At 64.5% G+C, this 18513-nt stretch carries 17 protein-coding genes and 4 tRNA genes; 6 read left to right on the top strand and 15 right to left on the bottom strand.

Annotated elements, in window-relative coordinates; all coding sequences use genetic code 11:
* Positions 1–65: 65 nt before the first annotated feature.
* From ACVOMC_RS12790 to moaA, 8 genes are all read right to left on the bottom strand, one after another.
* Complete coding sequence (locus ACVOMC_RS12790) at positions 66–1484, bottom strand: NarK family nitrate/nitrite MFS transporter (RefSeq protein WP_481524262.1); 1419 nt, start codon at positions 1482–1484, stop codon at positions 66–68.
* A gap of 152 nt (positions 1485–1636) precedes the next feature.
* Complete coding sequence (locus ACVOMC_RS12795; RefSeq protein ID WP_481524263.1) at positions 1637–2008, bottom strand: DUF7009 family protein; 372 nt, start codon at positions 2006–2008, stop codon at positions 1637–1639.
* Entirely contained in the window at positions 2005–2568 is a 564-nt protein-coding gene (gene mobA, locus ACVOMC_RS12800; RefSeq protein WP_481524264.1) for a molybdenum cofactor guanylyltransferase, read from the bottom strand. Before mobA ends, ACVOMC_RS12795 begins: the two co-directional genes overlap by 4 nt.
* Positions 2552–3049, bottom strand: coding sequence for a molybdenum cofactor biosynthesis protein MoaE (locus ACVOMC_RS12805; RefSeq protein WP_054656889.1), 498 nt, complete (start codon positions 3047–3049; stop codon positions 2552–2554). The genes mobA and ACVOMC_RS12805 overlap by 17 nt, the downstream gene beginning before the upstream one ends.
* A gap of 3 nt (positions 3050–3052) precedes the next feature.
* The gene (locus ACVOMC_RS12810; RefSeq protein ID WP_054656886.1) at positions 3053–3313 is read right to left on the bottom strand and encodes a MoaD/ThiS family protein; all 261 of its coding nucleotides are present in this window, start codon (positions 3311–3313) and stop codon (positions 3053–3055) included.
* Positions 3310–4566, bottom strand: a complete 1257-nt coding sequence (locus tag ACVOMC_RS12815; protein WP_481524265.1) for a molybdopterin molybdotransferase MoeA — start codon at positions 4564–4566, stop codon at positions 3310–3312. Before ACVOMC_RS12815 ends, ACVOMC_RS12810 begins: the two co-directional genes overlap by 4 nt.
* Entirely contained in the window at positions 4563–5576 is a 1014-nt protein-coding gene (gene moaCB, locus ACVOMC_RS12820; protein ID WP_481524266.1) for a bifunctional molybdenum cofactor biosynthesis protein MoaC/MoaB, read from the bottom strand. Before moaCB ends, ACVOMC_RS12815 begins: the two co-directional genes overlap by 4 nt.
* A gap of 7 nt (positions 5577–5583) precedes the next feature.
* The gene (moaA, locus tag ACVOMC_RS12825; protein ID WP_481524267.1) at positions 5584–6564 is read right to left on the bottom strand and encodes a GTP 3',8-cyclase MoaA; all 981 of its coding nucleotides are present in this window, start codon (positions 6562–6564) and stop codon (positions 5584–5586) included.
* Between the two features lie 191 nt (positions 6565–6755).
* Here moaA and ACVOMC_RS12830 point away from each other — a divergent pair, with 191 nt between their 5' ends.
* The gene (locus ACVOMC_RS12830; protein ID WP_481524315.1) at positions 6756–7160 is read left to right on the top strand and encodes a ribonucleotide reductase subunit alpha; all 405 of its coding nucleotides are present in this window, start codon (positions 6756–6758) and stop codon (positions 7158–7160) included.
* On the opposite strand, the gene ACVOMC_RS12835 is transcribed toward ACVOMC_RS12830, so the two are convergent.
* Positions 7154–7483, bottom strand: a complete 330-nt coding sequence (locus ACVOMC_RS12835) for a hypothetical protein (RefSeq protein WP_481524268.1) — start codon at positions 7481–7483, stop codon at positions 7154–7156. The genes ACVOMC_RS12830 and ACVOMC_RS12835 overlap by 7 nt on opposite strands.
* Before the next feature lie 976 nt (positions 7484–8459).
* On the opposite strand from ACVOMC_RS12835, the gene ACVOMC_RS12840 reads away from it, so the two are divergent.
* The 4 genes from ACVOMC_RS12840 to ACVOMC_RS12855 all read left to right on the top strand — a co-directional run bounded on the left by ACVOMC_RS12840 (position 8460) and on the right by ACVOMC_RS12855 (position 9007).
* A tRNA-Ala gene (locus ACVOMC_RS12840) sits at positions 8460–8535 on the top strand.
* A gap of 52 nt (positions 8536–8587) precedes the next feature.
* Positions 8588–8663: transfer RNA gene (locus tag ACVOMC_RS12845), tRNA-Glu, on the top strand.
* 140 nt (positions 8664–8803) lie between these two features.
* A tRNA-Ala gene (locus tag ACVOMC_RS12850) sits at positions 8804–8879 on the top strand.
* Positions 8880–8931: 52 nt separating this feature from the next.
* Positions 8932–9007: transfer RNA gene (locus ACVOMC_RS12855), tRNA-Glu, on the top strand.
* A 215-nt stretch (positions 9008–9222) separates the two neighbouring features.
* On the opposite strand, the gene ACVOMC_RS12860 is transcribed toward ACVOMC_RS12855, so the two are convergent.
* From ACVOMC_RS12860 to lexA, 4 genes are read right to left on the bottom strand one after another with little or no spacing between them, the layout of a single operon-like run.
* On the bottom strand, positions 9223–12312 hold the full coding sequence (locus ACVOMC_RS12860) for an error-prone DNA polymerase (protein ID WP_481524269.1): 3090 nt from the start codon (positions 12310–12312) through the stop codon (positions 9223–9225).
* On the bottom strand, positions 12309–13715 hold the full coding sequence (locus tag ACVOMC_RS12865) for a Y-family DNA polymerase (protein WP_481524270.1): 1407 nt from the start codon (positions 13713–13715) through the stop codon (positions 12309–12311). The genes ACVOMC_RS12860 and ACVOMC_RS12865 overlap by 4 nt, the downstream gene beginning before the upstream one ends.
* A gap of 6 nt (positions 13716–13721) precedes the next feature.
* Positions 13722–14342: a translesion DNA synthesis-associated protein ImuA gene (gene imuA, locus ACVOMC_RS12870; protein ID WP_057505806.1), complete on the bottom strand. Its 621-nt coding sequence runs from the start codon at positions 14340–14342 to the stop codon at positions 13722–13724.
* Positions 14342–14950 carry a transcriptional repressor LexA gene (gene lexA, locus ACVOMC_RS12875; RefSeq protein WP_481524271.1) on the bottom strand — a complete coding sequence of 203 codons (609 nt, stop codon included), beginning with the start codon at positions 14948–14950 and terminating at the stop codon, positions 14342–14344. Before lexA ends, imuA begins: the two co-directional genes overlap by 1 nt.
* Before the next feature lie 103 nt (positions 14951–15053).
* Here lexA and ACVOMC_RS12880 point away from each other — a divergent pair, with 103 nt between their 5' ends.
* On the top strand, positions 15054–16067 hold the full coding sequence (locus ACVOMC_RS12880; RefSeq protein ID WP_481524272.1) for a GGDEF domain-containing protein: 1014 nt from the start codon (positions 15054–15056) through the stop codon (positions 16065–16067).
* Positions 16068–16130: 63 nt separating this feature from the next.
* On the opposite strand, the gene ACVOMC_RS12885 is transcribed toward ACVOMC_RS12880, so the two are convergent.
* Complete coding sequence (locus ACVOMC_RS12885; RefSeq protein WP_054658707.1) at positions 16131–16829, bottom strand: YiaD family glycine zipper/OmpA-like lipoprotein; 699 nt, start codon at positions 16827–16829, stop codon at positions 16131–16133.
* A 136-nt stretch (positions 16830–16965) separates the two neighbouring features.
* Complete coding sequence (locus tag ACVOMC_RS12890) at positions 16966–18375, bottom strand: cryptochrome/photolyase family protein (protein ID WP_481524273.1); 1410 nt, start codon at positions 18373–18375, stop codon at positions 16966–16968.
* Between the last annotated feature and the right edge of the window lie 138 nt (positions 18376–18513).

The following is an 18513-nucleotide window of genomic DNA, read 5'->3' on the forward strand; positions in this document are numbered from 1 at the left end:
AATCTCCGTTCGCAAACTTCTGCATCATGACTGGGTGTGTCTTGTGGCTACGCTGCGTGGCTGTCTCAACAGGGCGTCTCGGCGCCGCGCCGGTAGTACCACCACCACGTCACCGCCAGGCACGTGGTGTAGAACACGATGAACCCGTACAGCGCCATGTCCGGGCTGCCGGTCAAACTGATCGAAGTGCCGTAGCTCTTGGGGATGAAGAAGCCACCATAGGCACCGATCGCGCCGGAGAAGCCGACCACGGCGGCCGATTCGATGCTGGCCTGGTGGGCAGAGGCCTTCTTGCCTTCGGCCCCCTCACTGGCAGACAGGCGCTCGTGCAGGGTGCGGAAGATCACCGGAATCATCCGGAACGTGGTCCCGTTGCCGATACCGCTGAGTACGAACAAGGCCATGAACGAGAGCAGGAAGCCGTAGAAATTGCCGCCTTGGCCGTTGCTGGGCAGGAAGTGCAGCACGCCGAACACCGCGGCGATCATCAGCGCGAACACCCAGAACGTCAGGCGTGCGCCGCCCCAGCGATCAGCCATGCTGCCGCCCACCGAGCGCATCAGCGCACCCAGCAACGGGCCGATGAAGGCATAGGTCATCGGGTTGACTTCCGGGAACTGGCTCTTGACCAGCATCGGAAACCCGGCCGAAAAGCCGATGTAGGAACCGAAGGTGCCGATGTACAGCCAGCACATCAGCCAGTTGTGCTTGCGGCGGAAGATGACGGCCTGCTCGGAGAACGAGGAGCGGGCGCTGGTCAGGTCGTTCATGCCGAACCACGCGGCCACCGCGAACAGGACAATGCCCGGCACCCAGATGAAGCCGGCGTTCTGCAGGAACAGCGGCTCGCCACCATCCATGGTCGGCTGTGGCGCCCCGCCCAGTGCGCCGAACACGCCTGCCGTGATCACCAGCGGGATGACCGCCTGTGACACCGAGACGCCGACATTTCCCAGCCCCGCATTCAGCCCCAGTGCCGAGCCCTGGCGCTGCTTGGGATAGAAGAAGGAGATGTTGGACATCGAGGAGGAGAAGTTCGCACCGCCAAAGCCGCAGAACATCGCGATCAGCACGAACACCCAGTAGGGCGTGGATAGATCCTGCACCGCAAAGCCCAGCCACAACGTGGGGATGAGCAGCGAGGCGGTGGACAATGCGGTCCACCGGCGCCCGCCGAAGATCGGAATAACGAACGAGTAGAAAATGCGCAGCGTGGCCCCGGAGAGACTGGGCAGCGCCACCAGCCAGAACAGCTGATCGGTACTGAAGTTGAAGCCGATGCGCGGCAGGCTGATGGTCACCGAGGAGAACAGCACCCATACGGCAAACGCCAGCAGCAACGCGGGAATGGAAATGAGGAGGTTGCGCGTGGCGACGCGCCTGCCTGTGCGTTCCCAGTAGTCGGGATCTTCAGGCCGCCAATCGGTGATGACCCGGCCTGTGCTCGCCTTCTTGCCTGTTTTGACATCGTCACTGACAGTCATGCATGGCTCCAATGCGGTATGAAACGGCGCTGGCTTGCTGTGCTTTTACTGTGCTCAATCGCGCCACCGGCGCCATTAAGCCCGGGCCGCGCTGGTGGCGCGATTGATCTGGATCAATCAACGGCGCCTGCGCGCCGGTTTCCTGATATATGTCAAACCATGGAGGATGTGGCCGCCGCGGACCGGCGCGAAGGACCGCGCTGTCGCAGGCTGTCGCGTACATCCACGTCAAGCCGCAACTGCAGCGGTTCTCCGCCCGCAGCAACGTCAAAGCTCAGGCCGTCACGGCACGGCAACCGCGCCTGCAACGCCAACACGGCATCGCGCGGAAGGCTGATCTGCAGTATCGCCGTATCACCCGTGATGAGGACTTCACCGGAAGGAACCAGGCGCAGGGTCTGCGACCAGCAGCGCTCAGCAGCCAGACGAGTGTGGTTTTCCACCCTCTGGCCGGCCAGGAGTCTGGCCAATTCCGCCTCATCAATACGCAATCGTATCGATTGGCGGTGAATCTGCACTTTCATGATGCAACCTCCTCCCATTGTGCGGGGGTATTGCAGTTCACCAGCCATGGAGCGACATCGTCCGACAAGGGCAGCTCAAGTACGCCAAGGCGCGCTTGCAGGGCGTGCAGGGAACGCGGCCCTTCGCGTTGCTGGACCATGGACGCCACTACCTTGCGGCATGCATCGTCGATGTTCAACCGCATCGGCAGCGGTTGCCCTTGGAAGATCACGCACGGCGCCGGTCCGGCATCCCGCAGGCGCCCAAGCAATGCCTTGTTCAAGCGCGGCATATCTACCGGGACCACCCACGCGGGACCATCTTCAAGTATCGGCAACACGCTGTACAAGCCGCCCAGTGGGCCGCAACCTGGCAGCTTGTCGGGTACCGCGTCGAAATCCGGATAGTCACCGCTCACCCTGACCGGTCGTGCACCGGACTGCTCAAGCAGCCCGCACATGTGCGTCAGTAAAGGCCGCCCGCGCCACAGCAGCCGCGCCTTGTCCTGTCCCATCCGGCTGGACAGACCTCCGGCCAGCACGATGCCGGCCAGAAGTGAAGACTCAGTGTGGGTGTTCATGAACGTGTCTCTCGTCCGCCGGCCCCACGACCGGCTCACACAACGCGCAGCCCTCACTCCACTGGCTGTCACCGTCCAGATAGTGCTCCTGTTTCCAGATCGGCGAACGGTGCTTCACCGCCTCGATCAGCTGCCGGCACGCCCGGAACGCCTCATCGCGATGGGGCGTTCCGGCAGCCACCACCACGGCGACATCGCCCACCGCCAACCGGCCTTTGGCATGTGCCACATACAGCTTGATGCGCGGACCGAAGTCCGCCTCGACCTCGGCGACAAGGCGCTGGAACTCGTTCATGACCAGCGGCTCGAACAGGTCATAGGTGATGCCCTGCACACCACGTCCCTGGTTGAGATCACGCACTTTGCCGATAAACACATCGATGCCGCCGAATGCGGGATCGGAAACGAAGTCGATGGCTTCGGCTGGATCAACCCTGCCGTTCGCCCGTTCAACAATTTTCCAGAGGCTGCCTGTGCGCATGGTTCAGCCTCCGCTGACGGGAGGCAGGATGGCAACACGACCATCGTCCGGCAGCGGATCATCGTCACGCAACACCCGCTGCTCGTCGGCAAAAACGGAGTAGTCGATAAGCCCCGCGCGGAACTGTGGCCAGCGCTGCACGATCAATTCACGCAATGCCTGGCGCAGATCCGCGATGTGCTCGCCATGCGTGACCACCTCGATCTCGCGCTGCGGATCCAGATCCGAAAACGCGCCGAACAGCTGAACCTGCATCTGTTTCATGACATCTCCTGTGCAACCAGTTGCACCGGTTCGCAGTGACCCCAGCCCTGTACACGAACCGGCGTGCCGGCAACGGCGAGACCGCCCTCTTCCTCCAGTACCGCCCAGGCATTGGCCTGCAGCGTGGTCTTCAAACGGAACGATTCCTGCCCACCCAGCACGCGGACACTCAAGCGTCCTGCCGCATCCACTTCCACCCGGGCGCGGACATACGCGCGCAGCCCCGGTGGCTTGCGCACGTCGGCCTGCAGCGGCAGCTGCAAAACCGGTTCATCCTCCAGTCCCAACAGTCGGCGCAAGACCGGCTCGACAAAAAAACGCTGGCCCACCGCCGCCGAGACCGGATTGCCGGGCAGGCCGAAATACAACGCGCCGTCCGGCAGCCGCGCGAACAGCAATGGCTTGCCCGGGCGGATCGCGACTTTGTGGAAAATGATCTGCGCGCCACGTGCACGCAAGGCATCGGGAATGAAGTCGTAGCGCCCTTGCGACACCGCACCGGTACTGACCAGAAGCCGCGCCCCTGCTTGCAGTGCGTCCTCCAGCGCCCGGGTGAAAGCCGCCACCTCATCGGCCACCCCGCCCTGCCACACCACCTTGGCCCCCGCCGCTTTCAGCCGGCGGACCAGATATGGCCGATTGCTGTCGCGGATCTGTCCCGATTCCAGCGCCTGCCCGGCGTCACTGACCAGCTCCTTGCCGGTGGCGATGACTGCCACGCGCGGCTGCTGGCGGACCGGCACGCTGACCGTGCCGATCGCCTGCAACAGGGTCAAGGCATTGATGTCGAGCAACGTGCCTGCGACAAGCACCACCTCGCCGAGCTCCACGTCCTGCCCGCGAAGGCGTACATGCTGCCCGGGCTTGAGCGCCTCCCGCAGGCGGATACGCAGCGGTCGCCCGGCATCGGCCTCCAGGACCTCGACCTGCTCCACCGGCACGACGCTGTCCAGACCTTCGGGCATCCGTGCACCGGTCATGATTTCCCAGGCGCCGGCCCCGCCTCGGGCTGTGGCATCGCCGGCAGCCTGCCAGCCCTGCACCTCGAAAGTGCTGCCGCCGGCAACCACCGCACCGGCGGCACGCAGCGCGAATCCATCCATCGCCGAGTTGTTGAACGGCGGCAGTGCTTGCATGCTAGTCACGGCCACTGCCAGCGTACGTCCTTCCGCCCGTTCCAGCGGCAATGTTTCAGCCGGCAACGGCTGGGCCGCCGCCATCAGATGGTGCAGCGCCTCGGCATAACTGATCATGCATGCCCGCCTTCGTCATGGCTGCCACCGCCGATCATGGCCAGCGCATGGCCCAGCAGCGGTGCCAAGATATCCAGACACTGCTTTGCCGCACGTGGGCTTCCCGGCAATGCGATCACCAGCATCGTGCCCAGCTGCACCACTTCAGCGCGACTCAACCAGGCGTGCTGGGTATGCTGCGCGCTGAGGCTGCGCACCATCTCGGCCAGCCCTTCGACACGACGTCCCCCCAGCGACTGCAAGGCTTCGGGGGTGAGATCACGCGGCCCCAGTCCGGTGCCGCCGGTGCAGATGCACAGTCGCACCCCCTCAGCTGCCAGCGCCTGCAGACGCCCCGCCAGTGGCTCGATACCGTCCGGCAGCACTTCCACCGCTTCCACATCGCCACCGAGTGTCTGCAGCCCCTGCACCAGGCCTGGGCCGGACTCGTCGATATAGCGGCCATCGCTCGCACGGTCACTGAGGGTGATCACCGCGCAGCGCGTGCCGTGCAGTCCTTTGGGCGAACGCGGCTGGAAGCGTGCCAGCTCGTCGGTCGCCATGCCCTGTGGATGCATCCACACCCCACTCTTGCCACCTTCCTTGAACAGCAGGCGGATACCACTGATTTCCAGTGCCGGCTCAACCGGCTTGCTCAGGTCATACAGCGTGAGTAGGGCGGCATTGACACCGGCCAGTGCCTCCATCTCCACGCCGGTACGCGCTTCACTGGCGCATTCGCACCACACCCGGATCGCCTGCCGTTCGGGCACCGGCGCGCAGTACACGCGCACCAGTTCCAGCGGCAATGGATGGCACAAAGGCATAAGTGTCGAGGCCGACTTGGCCCCCTGCAGCCCGGCGATCTCCGCCATCACCAGGGCATCGCCTTTGGGCAGCCGGCGCTCGACGATCATCGGATACGCCGCGGGTCCGGCAATCAGCTCACCCACTGCCACCGCACGACGCCGGGTCACGCGTTTGTCACGGACATCTGCCATGTGGAAGGCCGCACTCATTCCAACGCTCATCGTTCTTTCATCCTCCAATCGAGGCCAGGTGCGGGGTCAAGCCGGTCAGGCCCTGATGCAGTCCGTGCCCGGCCGCCTTCAAGCCCAACTGGGTGGTGATGCACGCCAACAGCGCATCACTGTCATCATCTGATTGCAGCAGCGGTCGCAACGGCACCCCGAAGTCGCCAAACAGGCATAACCGCAAGTCGCCGCGGGCGGTCACGCGCAAACGGTTGCAGCCTCGACAGAAATCGCGCGAATACGGCGCGATGATGCCCACACGCCCGCAGTAGTCGGGATGGGCGAACTCACGGGCCGGGCCGGCATCGGCGGCGCGCGCACGCTCACTCCATCCGGCGGCCAGCAGTTGCTCGACCAACACCTCGGCACGCAGGTGATAGCGCTCGAAATAATCGGCGTTGTCACCGGTGCGCATCAATTCAATGAAGCGGATGCTCAGCGGACGCTCGCGCAGGAACTCCATCCATTGCGGAAGCTCATCGTCATTGACGCCACGCAGCAGTACCGCGTTGAGCTTGATCGATGGAATGCCCAAGGCCTGTGCCAGGGCGATGCCTTCCATGATTTGCGGTAACCGGTCGTGCCCGGTGATGGCACGGAAGCGCTCGCGCTGCAGGCTGTCCATGCTCACGTTCAACGCGTTGAGACCGGCGCGACACCACCCCGGCAGATGTCGTGGCAACAAGGTGCCATTGGTGGTGATGGCGACCTTGCGGATGCCCGGCACCTGCGCCACGGTGGCGATGATCTGCTCCAGATCCTTGCGCAGGCTGGGCTCGCCCCCGGTCAGGCGGATCTTGTGCATGCCCAGGATCGCAAATGCGCGCACCAGCCGGGCGATTTCGTCGACCGTCAGGAATTTCGGTCGACCGTCTGCCTGATAGCCCTCAGGCAGACAATAGCGGCAACGGAAGTTGCAGGCCTCGGTGAGCGACAGCCGGAGATAGGGAAAGCGGCGACCGAAGCCGTCAGCAAGTTGATTCATGGCTGTATCACCTCCTGACTCGAGATTTCCATGCTCGCCCGGGGTACCAGCCCTTTCAGCAGCGGCCCGGCGCCAGCCTACGTGGCGAGATGCTGCAGTGACATGACTTAAATCAAGTCTTCATCCCCGCCGGTTGCGTGATGGTTATGGCAGCATGCCTGTTCCCGGACCTGCTTCCCGTGAACTCCATCATGATGCTGAGCAACTTCGATGATCTGCTGCGTGCTGCCGGCGAACAGGGGCAACCGCAGCGCCTGCTGTTCGTATTTGTCCGCACCGAACTTCCCGAATCCCCTACCCGCGACCAGCATGAGCGCCATGCCCAGGGAGAAGGCGGCACCCTGACGCCAGTGCTGTGCGTGGACAAGGCACCGCAGGAAATCGCCTCATTCCGCGCACTGGCCAGCGAGTCCGGCAACACCGGCCTGACCTGGGATCTGGTGTTTGTCGCCGCCATGGAAGGTCGCGCCGGGATCCCTCCTTCCGGTGATGAAGCCGCTCAACCGCTAAGGCTGATGGTCGATGCCATCAACAACGGACAAATCAGCCGTTTCGCGGCCTTCGACCGGGAGGGTGATCCCATTCAATTTTATTGAGCCAACAGTTGCAGGGTCAGAAAGAACACCACCAGCACCGTGTTCAATCCCCATGCAACGGTCAAGCCACGCGCGGCCAATCCATACCCGGGCGTTCGAGCATTGGCCGAAGCGCGCCATACCGCCGGGATGATCCAGCCGGTGTACAGCAGCAGTACCACGAACAGCCCCAGCAGCAGCGGTAACTTGCCGTGCGCCAGAGCCCACATCGCTCCTGCCCATAAAAGGTTGCTGGGAAGCACGCCCTGCAGCCAGAACACCCGCCAAAGGCGCGAAGAGGGCAGCTTGTCGCCCGGTGCACTCATCGAAGTGACAGCAGTCATGATCTCCGGTCCTGGGTTGTGCAACGCAGGGCTTGAGCTTGCGCCGGTTAGGCACCCGGGTCAAATTGGGGGAGCCCGATCTGCGACGCCCCCATCCGGGGGAGCCCCGGCTTCCACTGCGCCCGTGGATGTCCCCGAATTCCAGGTGCCGAGCCGGGGAAAGAAGAAGCTGCAGGCAAGAACCGTAGTGAACGCACCTGCGGTATCGAGCAGCATGACAAACACCCATACAGGAATTGCTGAAGTGATGCGCCGTGCGCCCTCGGCTGCCACCCGGTCGGGGGCCTCCGCATTTTTCACTGCCCCTGCCAACGCGTTACAACTTCAAGAACCGCATGCTCTGCCAGAGTGCAGATCCGCTCATCGACATGCATCATGGACTGCGTTGTCCCAGCGGCTTGACAGGTGAAAACTCCGCTTGTGGCCGGCCTTCTTGAAGGCGGCCTCTCTCCCCGACCTGGCGCGCTCACAGGCAGTGGGGGATGGGACGCTCTGCCGGCGCAAGCGTGATCGGCTCCCGCCACGGGCGACGGCTACCTCCAAGCTTTTCCGGCTGCGCAGCTCCGCGCGCAGTTGCTCCAGCTTCCGCTCGATTTCGGGATCTACGCGCTCGGAAGCCACCTCCCAGGAGGTCACTTGGCGGCTTGTGCACGGCGTGGATTGATAGGCCGTGATTCCTGCATCCATGCACTTGAAGACGCGCAATGCGGATTGCCCACCGGCGAGCTGCAACGCCAGAATCGAAGACATCATCCAGATAGGCATCTCCCCTCCGTAGGGCCAGCGACAGCATTGACGCTATCCGGGCAGACCAACTGTGGATGCCGGAAATATCCGTAGGCGGATGTCAGGCAAATGCCTGCTGTGTGGTTGACAGAGCACGCAGCCCGCATCCGCATAAACAGTCGTGAAATTTTTTAACAAATTGCTTGCGGGAAAAACAAAGCCCCGTTACTATTTCCTCCTCGGCAACGTCGGGGCCATAGCTCAGCTGGGAGAGCGCCTGCATGGCATGCAGGAGGTCAGCGGTTCGATCCCGCTTGGCTCCACCAAATCCGGACATTAGGCCGTCTGGATTGTCGAAAAATTTGATGAAGTTTACGCGTCCCCATCGTCTAGAGGCCTAGGACATCACCCTTTCACGGTGGCGACCGGGGTTCGAATCCCCGTGGGGACGCCATTCATCAAGTAAAACTAAAGACCCAAGAAACCGGGTCTTTTTTGTTGGAGGAACCGCACTCCCAAGCGGTCCCAAAGAGGAAGCCCACCTCTTCCATTCCAGCAAAAGCCCGCTATAATAGCGCGCTCGCAAAGCAACGTGGGGCCATAGCTCAGCTGGGAGAGCGCCTGCATGGCATGCAGGAGGTCAGCGGTTCGATCCCGCTTGGCTCCACCAAATCCGGACTTTAGGCCGTTCGGACTTACAACTTGAGATTTTCAGAATACGCGTCCCCATCGTCTAGAGGCCTAGGACATCACCCTTTCACGGTGGCGACCGGGGTTCGAATCCCCGTGGGGACGCCATTTCTAAAAAGCTCCGAGAAATCGGGGCTTTTTTCTTGCCTGAAATGATCCACTACAACCGCGATCCGGCGAGTCCTTCCGCCAGACAAGTTACTCCCATGCGGGTTTCTTTGAGGCAATCCCTTCGCAATGCGCGAGGATTGCCCTCCAGGTTGTTGCGCTGCTCGAAACCGGGGCGTCCGTGCTCCCCAAGCGAATCACTGAGCCGGCGTCATTCAATGAAAATCCCGGCTTTGCACATCCAGCCCCGCCAGCAGCGGAGTCAGATCCTCCAGGCGGCGGGCGACAAGATGCCGTACGTCGTTTTCGACTTCGAGGCGTCCGCTGACCTGCATCAGGCGGGATTCAAGGAAGACCTGGCGCTGGCGCTCGGCAAGCTGCCGCCAGACCACAACGTTGATCTGGCCAAACTCATCCTCCAGCGTCAGGAAGGTAACGCCACTGGCGGTCTGCGGGCGCTGGCGACCACGCACCAGCCCGGCAACCACCACGTGGCCTGCAGCCGGCATCGTTGCCAGATCGTTGGAGCTGCGGCAGCGCCGGGCCCGCAACTGCGCCCGCAGACGTGACAGGGGATGGGCGGACAGGGTGGTGCCCAGCAGGGCATAGTCGGCCACCAGATCCTCCCCCGCGCTTGGCATCGGCAAGGGCACCGCCGCCTCGTCGGTCTCGGCCAGGCCCTGGAACAACGGCCGCATCGCTTCCACGCCGGCGACCACCCAGCGCGCGCGGTGGCGATGCCCCGCCATTCCGCGCAAAGCGCCGGAATCAGCCAGCAGCGCGCGGGTGCGACCATCCAGCGCCGCTCGCTGGCACAGGTCGGCGACATCGGCGAACGCCCGCTGTGCCCTCGCCTGCTCGATACGCAGCGCATCTGCCTGATTGAAGCCGCGCACCAGGCAGAACCCCAGACGGATCGCCAGGCGCCGGCCATCGCGCTCGGGTTCCAGCGAGCAGTCCCAGCCGCTGTAGCGCACGTCCAGCGGCCGCGTTGCGACGCCATGTCGACGCACATCCTGCAGCAGCTGGTCCGGGCTGTAAAAGCCCATCGGTTGGCTGTTGAGCAAGGCGCAGGCGAACTCGGCCGGGTAGTGGCATTTGAGCCAGCTGCTGGCATAGGCGATCAGCGCGAAGCTGGCGGCATGGCTTTCCGGAAAACCGTAGCTGCCGAAGCCTTTGATCTGCTCGAAGATACGTTCTGCAAATTCCAAGGGATAGCCGCGCGCCAACATCCCCGCAGTCAGACGCTCGCGATGATGCTCCAGGCCGCCATGGCGTTTCCATGCCGCCATCGAGCGCCGCAGCGCATCGGCCTCGCTGGCGTTGTAACCGGCCGCGACCATCGCGATCTGCATCACCTGCTCCTGGAACAGCGGCACTCCCAAGGTGCGCTCCAGCACCTGCTCCAACGCCGGTGAGGGATAGCTGACCTGCTCCTCACCGGTTCGACGCCGCAGATAGGGATGCACCATATCCCCCTGGATCGGCCCCGGGCGCACGATCGCCACTTCAATCACCAGGTCGTAGAACGTCTGTGGCCGCAATCGCGGCAGCATCGCCATCTGTGCGCGTGATTCGATCTGGAATACACCCACCGTGTCGGCACGGCTGATCATGGCGTAGGTGTCCGCGTCCTCCTGTGGAATCGTGGCCAGTGTGAGCTGACGCCCGCGATGGTGCCGTATCAGATCGAAGCAGCGCCGCACTGCGGTAAGCATGCCCAGAGCCAGCACGTCGACCTTCATCAGGCCTAGGAACTCCAGGTCATCCTTGTCCCACTGAATCACCGTGCGTGCGGCCATCGCGGCGTTCTCCACCGGCACCATGCTGTGCAATGGCCGCTCGGAAATGACGAACCCGCCGGGGTGCTGCGACAGGTAGTGCGGAAAGTCGATCAGTTCGCCAGCCAGCACCAGGATGCGATGCAGCAGCGGGCTGTCCGGGTCGAACCCGTGCTCGCGCAATCGCTCCCCGTCGGGCAGGCGGTCCGACCACTGACCGATACAGCTGGTCAGCCGGCTGATCGCGTCACCGGGCATCCCCAGCACCCGCGCCACATCGCGGATCGCCCCGCGTCCGCCGTACTGGGTGGCTACCGCAGCCAACGCGGCCCGCTCGCGTCCGTAACGTGCAAACACATACTGGATGACTTCCTCCCGCCGCTCGTGCTCGAAATCGACGTCGATATCCGGCGGTTCGTCGCGATCTTCTGAAATGAAACGCTCGAACAGCAGGTGGCTGTGCGAAGGATCCAGCTCGGTGATTCCCAGTACGAAGCACACTACCGAGTTGGCCGCCGAACCGCGCCCCTGGCAGAGGATGCCAAGGCTGCGGGCGTGGGCCACCAGGTCATGCACGGTGAGGAAATAGGAGGCATAGCGCTTGCGGGCGATCAACGCCAGCTCCTTGTCGATGAGTGCCTGCGCCTGGGGGCTCGTCCCTTGCGGCCAACGTCTGCAAGCGCCCTGCCTCACCAGCTCAGCCAGCCAGCTTTGCGGCGTATGGCCGGCAGGCACCAGCTCACTGGGATACAGGTAGTCCACGGCTTTTCTCAGATCGAAGCCGGTACAACGCGCTGCTATCCGCAGCGTTTCGCGCAGCAGCGCGGACGGATAGATCGACCGCAGGGCGGACAGCGGCCGCAGATGCCGCTCGCCGTTGGGAAACAGCAGATGACCGGCGTCGGCCACGGTGACGCGGTGGCGGATAGCCGTCATCACGTCCTGCAGGGCACGCCGCCCCCGCGCGTGCATGTGCACATCACCGGACGCCACCAGCGGCATCCCCAGCTCCGCGCCCAGGCGCTGCAATAACTGAAGGCGCCCTGGATCATCCGCCCCATGATGCAGCTCGACCGCGATCCAGCAACGATCAGGAAACCATTCCCGCAGGCGACACCCGTGCGCCGGCTCCGGCACCGCCGGCGGCAGCCACAGCGCCAGCAGACCGTTGCGATCCACCTGATCGAGATCCTCGGCCAGCAGCCGGTATTGGCCCTTGTCGGCACGTCGCCGGGCCTGGGTGATCAGCCAGCACAGGCTGCGGTAGCCGTTGTCATCCTCCACCAGCAACACCAGCCGAGGGCCAGCCTCCAGCTGTATTTCACTGCCGACAATCAACGGCACGCCACTGGCTTCCGATGCACGCAGTGCGCGCACGATGCCGGCCAGCGAGCATTCGTCGGTGATCGCCAGCGCGCTGTAGGCGTGTTGCCTGGCGCGGGCAAACAGCTCATCCGCAGTCGAGGCGCCGCGCTGGAAACTGAAGGCCGACAAGCAATGCAGCTCGGCATATCCCTCACTCATGCAAACCAGCCATGCAGCATGAACCCGCCTTCGCCACCCACGTCGCGCCAGGCCCAGGCCTGCTGGCCGAAGCGAGTAGCGACCCGGTAGTAGTCCCGCCGTATATCCGCCTCCCACCAGCCACTTTCAATCCGCTCCGGCCCGGACAGCAGCTCCGGCGCCGCCCCTGGCCACGGCCGGGGTTCGCGCAGCAGCCAACCGGGGCGCAACAGGGCCGGGACATCACCCGCCAGGCCTGCCATGTCGCTCCGCCACGCCTGTTCCGGGCGATGGTCGGCATGCACACGCAGCCCGTGCACCGCCTGGTCGCCCAGGCGTGCGCGCAGACGTTCGCGCAGCTGCTCCCACGGCATGCTCTGCTGGGGCCGGGCATCAAACAGCTCCCGATATTCCGGCACAAATACAGGCAGCTGGTCAGCACGCAGCCCGAACTGGCGCACCGGGGCGGGAATTTCCGCCTGCTCCAGGCGGCTGCGCGCGATATCGAACAGCAACCCGGCATCGCGTTCGGCTGAAAGCAGGCCGATATCGATGCAGGTCAACGGCCGGTCTTCATGCTCCAGCAACAGTGAAAACCGTTGCACGCTGCCATCGCGCCCGGCCAGAAACGCAGCCAGGTCGGAGGTCAGCCGCCGCAACGGGAACAGCAACGCCTGCGAGGATTCCACTTCATAGCCCAGTTCGATGCGCAGTTCGAACACCTCCGGCGGCTGATAAGGCTGCAATACGAAAGCACGCTCACCGAGCAATGCATCCAGATGCTGCAGTACTTCCGGAGCAAACCGGCGGTTTATGCTGGCACGCGGCAGCGCCTGCAACTGCCGGACCTTGCGCACGCCCATGCGCGCCAACGCCGCAGCGGCCGCAGCCCCGAAACCTGCCCGCGCCACCGGCAACTGGCCCAGCAGCGCGGCCAGTCCGGCCTCATCCACAACCAGGCCGTCGCCGGCATTGGCCAGCGCCCGCGCCGCCACCGGATTGGGGGCCAGGGCGATGCGATGGCGGAAACCCAGCGCGTCCAGCTCACGCCGCAAGCGCGCCTCGAATTGTGGCCACGGACCAAACAGACCCAGGCTGTGTTCGACCTCGATGACCAATGCCTGTGCGTATTGCAGACTTACCTGCGAACTGAAGCGGTAGGCCCATGCCGCCAGAAATTCCTGCCAATGCGTCTGCATCTGCGGTGCATAGGGCTGCACCTGGAAACCGGCAACCAATGCCTGTGCGGTCACCAGCGACTGACCCGCCTTCAATCCCAGCGCTGCGGCGGCCGGGCTCACCGAATGCAGCACCCGCCGTTGGGCCGGACCACTGACCAGCACGCGCGGCAGCGCCGGTTCGGCGCAACCACGCAGCACGCCGTCCATGGCCAGATGTGGCAGCAGAATGCAGGCCCAGCGCATGGTGCCTCACTGCATCCGTGCAAACGGCAGCGGCCGGGACGGAGGCATCCCGCCCCGGCACTTGAGCACCCGCAGCTGCGCCGGCTGCGCATCGATGGCGATACGCAACGCCGCGGGCGACGGATTGCACACCGCCTGCAACGGCCGGCACGCAAACCCCAGTGTCCGCCCGGATTCGGCCGCCACCTGCAAGCGCCGCAGCGCCTTGTCTTCGGTCAACTGGGGCCAGCACAGCACCGCGCCACAACTACCCGAGCGCAGACACTGCTCACTGGCCCACAATGCATCGCGCAACCCGTCGGCCTGCACCACCTGCACCTGGCGAAGATCCACTCCCGCCGCCTGCCAGGCCGGCGCATAGGGAATATGCGGCGGCGCCACCAGCACCACCCGTTCTCCGGCACGGGTCAACCGCGTCAGCGTGGGCCACAGCAGGCGCAACTCCCCCACCCCCTCGGCAGGCAGCAGGATTTCGCTCAGTGCCGCCTCCGGCCAGCCACCGCTCGGCAAGACTTCGTCCAACAGCGGATGCCCGGTAGGTTGCCGGCTGGCCGGCAGCGCAGCCGGCCGTCCACGCCAGACACGGCGTTCCTGCAACAGGCTGTCGAGGGCAACGACCGCGCCCATCAGCCGCGTCGCACCAGCCCACAGAACACGCCCTCGATGGCGAACTCCTGATCCGGCTGTATCTCTATCGGCGCATAGGCCGGATTCCGTGGCAGCAGGCGCACGTGGGCGCCGCCGCGCGACAGACGCTTGATGGTCAACTCGCCCTCCAGCCGTGCCACCACCGTCTGTCCGTCGTACGCGTCATCCGCGCGACGTACGGCGACCAGGTCGCCATCCAGGATGCCGTCTTCGATCATCGAATCGCCCTGCACGCGCAGCAGATAATCCGGCCGGGCCGCAAACAGCCGCGCATCCAGCTCCAACGTATCCACCAGTCCGGCATCGGCACCGATAGGGAGGCCGGCCGCCACCCGCCCCAGGATGGGAACCTGCAACCGGTCGGCGCGAGCGCGGAAATCAGCCGGCCGGATACCGCGGGCCTGTCCGGCGGTGACATCGATCAATCCGGCTTCGGAGAGCGCCAAGACATGCTTGCGGGCCGCCCCGCGCGAGGCCAGACCGCAGGCCTGGGCGATTTCAGCCAGCGTCGGTGGCTGTCCTTGCCCGTCGATACGGTCATGGATGAAGGCGAGGATCGCGGCACGGCGGGGACTAAGGTCACTCATGGAGTACATTTGTACTCCATCACAAGGGAACCTGCCAGCGCTTGAAGAGTCCAATTCAGGCGAAATCCAACATCGCCCCACAGCCTGCTATCGTTCGCGAACCATGGAACCCGTCAGCGGTCCTTCCCCCTCTTCTCCCGACCTGCCACACGAGTTGCGCAGGGTGCCATTGCGCACCATTGCCCCGACCACCAGCCTGCTGCTGCTGTTCTTCAGTGTCTGGCTGGCGCTCAACCGCCAATGGGGATGGGCACTGTGCAGCGCAGCCGTCGCGATCCCTGCGGTCATCGCCTGCACTCTGATCTACAGGCGCGCTCCAAGGATGGGCGCGGCGGGTCTGTTGCTGTGCATCGCGCATATCACCGGCTGCCTGCTCGCCGCAGGGCTGCTGGACAGGAGCGCGCTGCCCTGGTCGTACCTGGCCTTGATGGCCAATTTCTTCCTCGTGCGTCAGAGCATTGCAACACCCGCCAACCTGCTGCTGGTCGCCGGCCTGATCGCCATGCCCCCGCTGCTGCGCGGCCCGCCTCCGGATCTGCAGGCGCTGGTGGTCATCATCCTGATCTTCGGCTTCGGCTATCGCTTTTCACGACGCCTCCAGGGCGATCACACCCGGCTGGAGCTTCTGGCCTCGCTGGACGCACTGACCGGCCTGCCCAATCGCCGCGCGCTGGAAAAAGCCCTGCAACAACAGATCAACGGTGCGCGCGAAAACCGCTTCCGGCAGGCGCTGGTGGTGCTGGATATCGACCATTTCAAAGAGGTCAATGACCGTCATGGCCATGCTGCAGGTGATGCGGCATTGTCCGATCTTGCCGCCATCCTGCACGCCGAGCTTCGCGACAACGACAAGGTATTCCGCTTCGGTGGCGAGGAGTTCGTGATACTGGCCGAAACCGGCTCGCGCGAAGCGCTGGCCTGCTTCAGCGAACGCATACGCAATGCGGTCTTCCAGGCGCTGAACGGGCCTGACGGACGCATCACCATCTCGCTGGGCGCGGCAATGTATGGCGGCGAACAGCACTGGCAGGACTGGTTCTCGCGTGCCGATGCGGCGTTGTACCGGGCCAAGAGCGAAGGCCGCAACAGCTTTGCCATCGCCGACGATCTTCCCTAGCGCTGCTGTTCACGGGAAAAGGGCCGCTCGCGCGGCCCTTCCCCTGGATCAACTACCGATGGATCACGAACGCAGCGGGATCACACGGATCTCGACGCGGCGGTTCTGCGCGCGACCGGCTTCGGTGCTGTTGTCGGCAATCGGATAGGCCTTGCCCGCGCCCAGCGTCTCGATGCGTTCACGCTGCACGCCCTGGGCGGTGAGATAGGCGGCCACGGCATCGGCGCGCTCCTTGGAGATGCGGTTGTTCACCGCATCGGTGCCGATGCTGTCGGTATGCCCGACCACCTCGATCATGGTCTGGTTGTATTCGCGCAGGGTGCTGGCCACGCCGTTGAGCGCCCCGTAGAACTGCGGTTTGAGCGAGGTCTTGTTGAAATCGAAGGTGATGCCATCGGGCAGGCTCAGGGTGATGTTGTCGCCCTGGCGCTGAACATCGATACCGGTGTTGGCGGTGCGCTCACGCAATGCGCGCTCCTGGCGGTCCTGGTAGTTGCCTACCGCGGCGCCTCCCAATGCACCGATACCGGCGCCCACCATCGCGCGCTGACGGCGCTCGGTGGCGCTGTCACCGCTCAACAGGCCGGCGGCTACGCCGATGGCGGTACCGATCAGCGCGCCCTTGCCGGTACGGTTCTGCTGCTGCGAAGGGTTGCCGTACTGGTCGCTCTGCACGTACGAACCACCGGTGGCACAGGCCGAAAGGACGGCAGCGGCCACCAGACCAATGGAAAGATTGCGAACAACGGTAAGTGGGATCATCTGAGTCTCCTTCATGAGCCGGCCGGGCCAGCGGGGATTTGCCCGCGCAGCATAAACAGCACTGCGCAATCCGGACATGATGAAAATCGCCTACCCATGGCATCCATTCATAAAGCTGCCACGGGAACGAAAGCGGCTAACGGCAGAGGTGATAGGCCGCCAGCGCCGCCTCCCGGCCTTCTGCCAGATCCACCAGCGGCTGTGCGGGATACGACGGGGCCATTTCCGCCAGCAATCCGGGCGACAGCCACGGCGCAAAGCGCGCTTTCACCGGCAACTTCGCCAGTTCCGGCACCCAGCGCGTGATGTAGCGCGCCTGCGGGTCGAACTTCTGCGCCTGCGTGACCGGATTGAACACGCGGAAGTACGGCGCCGCATCGGCGCCGGTGCCGGCGATCCATTGCCAGCCCATGCTGTTGTTGGCCAGATCGGCATCCACCAGCGTGTCCCAGAACCAGCGCGCGCCTTGCAGCCAGTGGATGCGCAAGTGCTTGCACAGGAAGCTGCCCACCAGCATCCGCACCCGGTTGTGCATGTAGCCCGTTGCCCACAGCTCGCGCATGCCGGCATCAATGATGGGGATGCCGGTACGTCCTTGCCGCCAGGCCTCCAACAATGCTTGCTGCGGCGGCGCCCAGGCAAAGCCATCAAAACGCGGATTGAGGTTGGCATCCGAGGTCTGCGGGAAGTGATGCAGCAGATGCCAGGAAAATTCGCGCCAGCCCAGCTGGCGCAGGTAGCCGTCGATATCGGCATTGCGACCGGCACTACGCATTCCCTCCAGCACATGGGCGATGCGCCACGGTGCGATCTCGCCAAAATGCAGATGGGGCGAGATCAGGGAGGTACCGACACGGTCCGGCAGATCGCGCTGTTCGCAATAGCCATTGAGCGCACCGTCGGTGAACACCTCCAGCGTTTGCTGCGCACCGGCCTCGCCGGGCTGCCAGCGCTCCCAGAAACCGGCGTCCCAGGCCAATCGCGGCGCCAGGCCCAGTGCCTCCAGGGGCAATCCATCGATCCCATGCGCGGCCAGCGTATCCGGCGCAGCGCAAAGCTCCGCCAGACGCCAGCGGCTCAGCGCATTGCGCCAGAACGGCGTGAATACCTTGTAGGGGCCGCCCTGCTGGGTCGTCAGCTCCCAGGGTTCGAACAGCAGATAGCCGTTGTGGCTTTCCACCTGCAGTCCCTGCTGGCGCAGATCGCGCTTGATCGCCGCATCACGCGGCTGGGTGACAGGCTCGTACTTGCGGTTCCAGTACACCGCCTGGGCGCCGGTTTCGGCGATCAACTGCTGCAAGGCCCCGGCACTGGGGCCGCGGCGGATCACCAGATGCGAACCACGCGCACGCAGATCGGCATCCAGCGCGGCGAGTGAGCGATGCAGCCAGGCGTCGGAAGCCGCGCCGGGCGCCCACGTCCCCTCCTCCGCCGGCGCATGCACGTACACCGGCACCGGGTCGTGCCCGGCAGCCAGCGCCGCCTGCAATGCCGGATTGTCCTGCAGGCGCAGATCACGCCTGAACCATACCAACGCAACGGACATCTTCAGTCAGAACCAGTCGATTTGAAGGCGCTCATGATAGGTCGTCGCGCCGTGAAAAGAGCGCCCGGGATGCTGTGCCATCATCTCCGGGACAACCCGGCCACGCGGCCCGGACGCCCTTACCGGCCGCCGCCAGAG

Source organism: Stenotrophomonas sp. STEN014 (assembly GCF_056760315.1).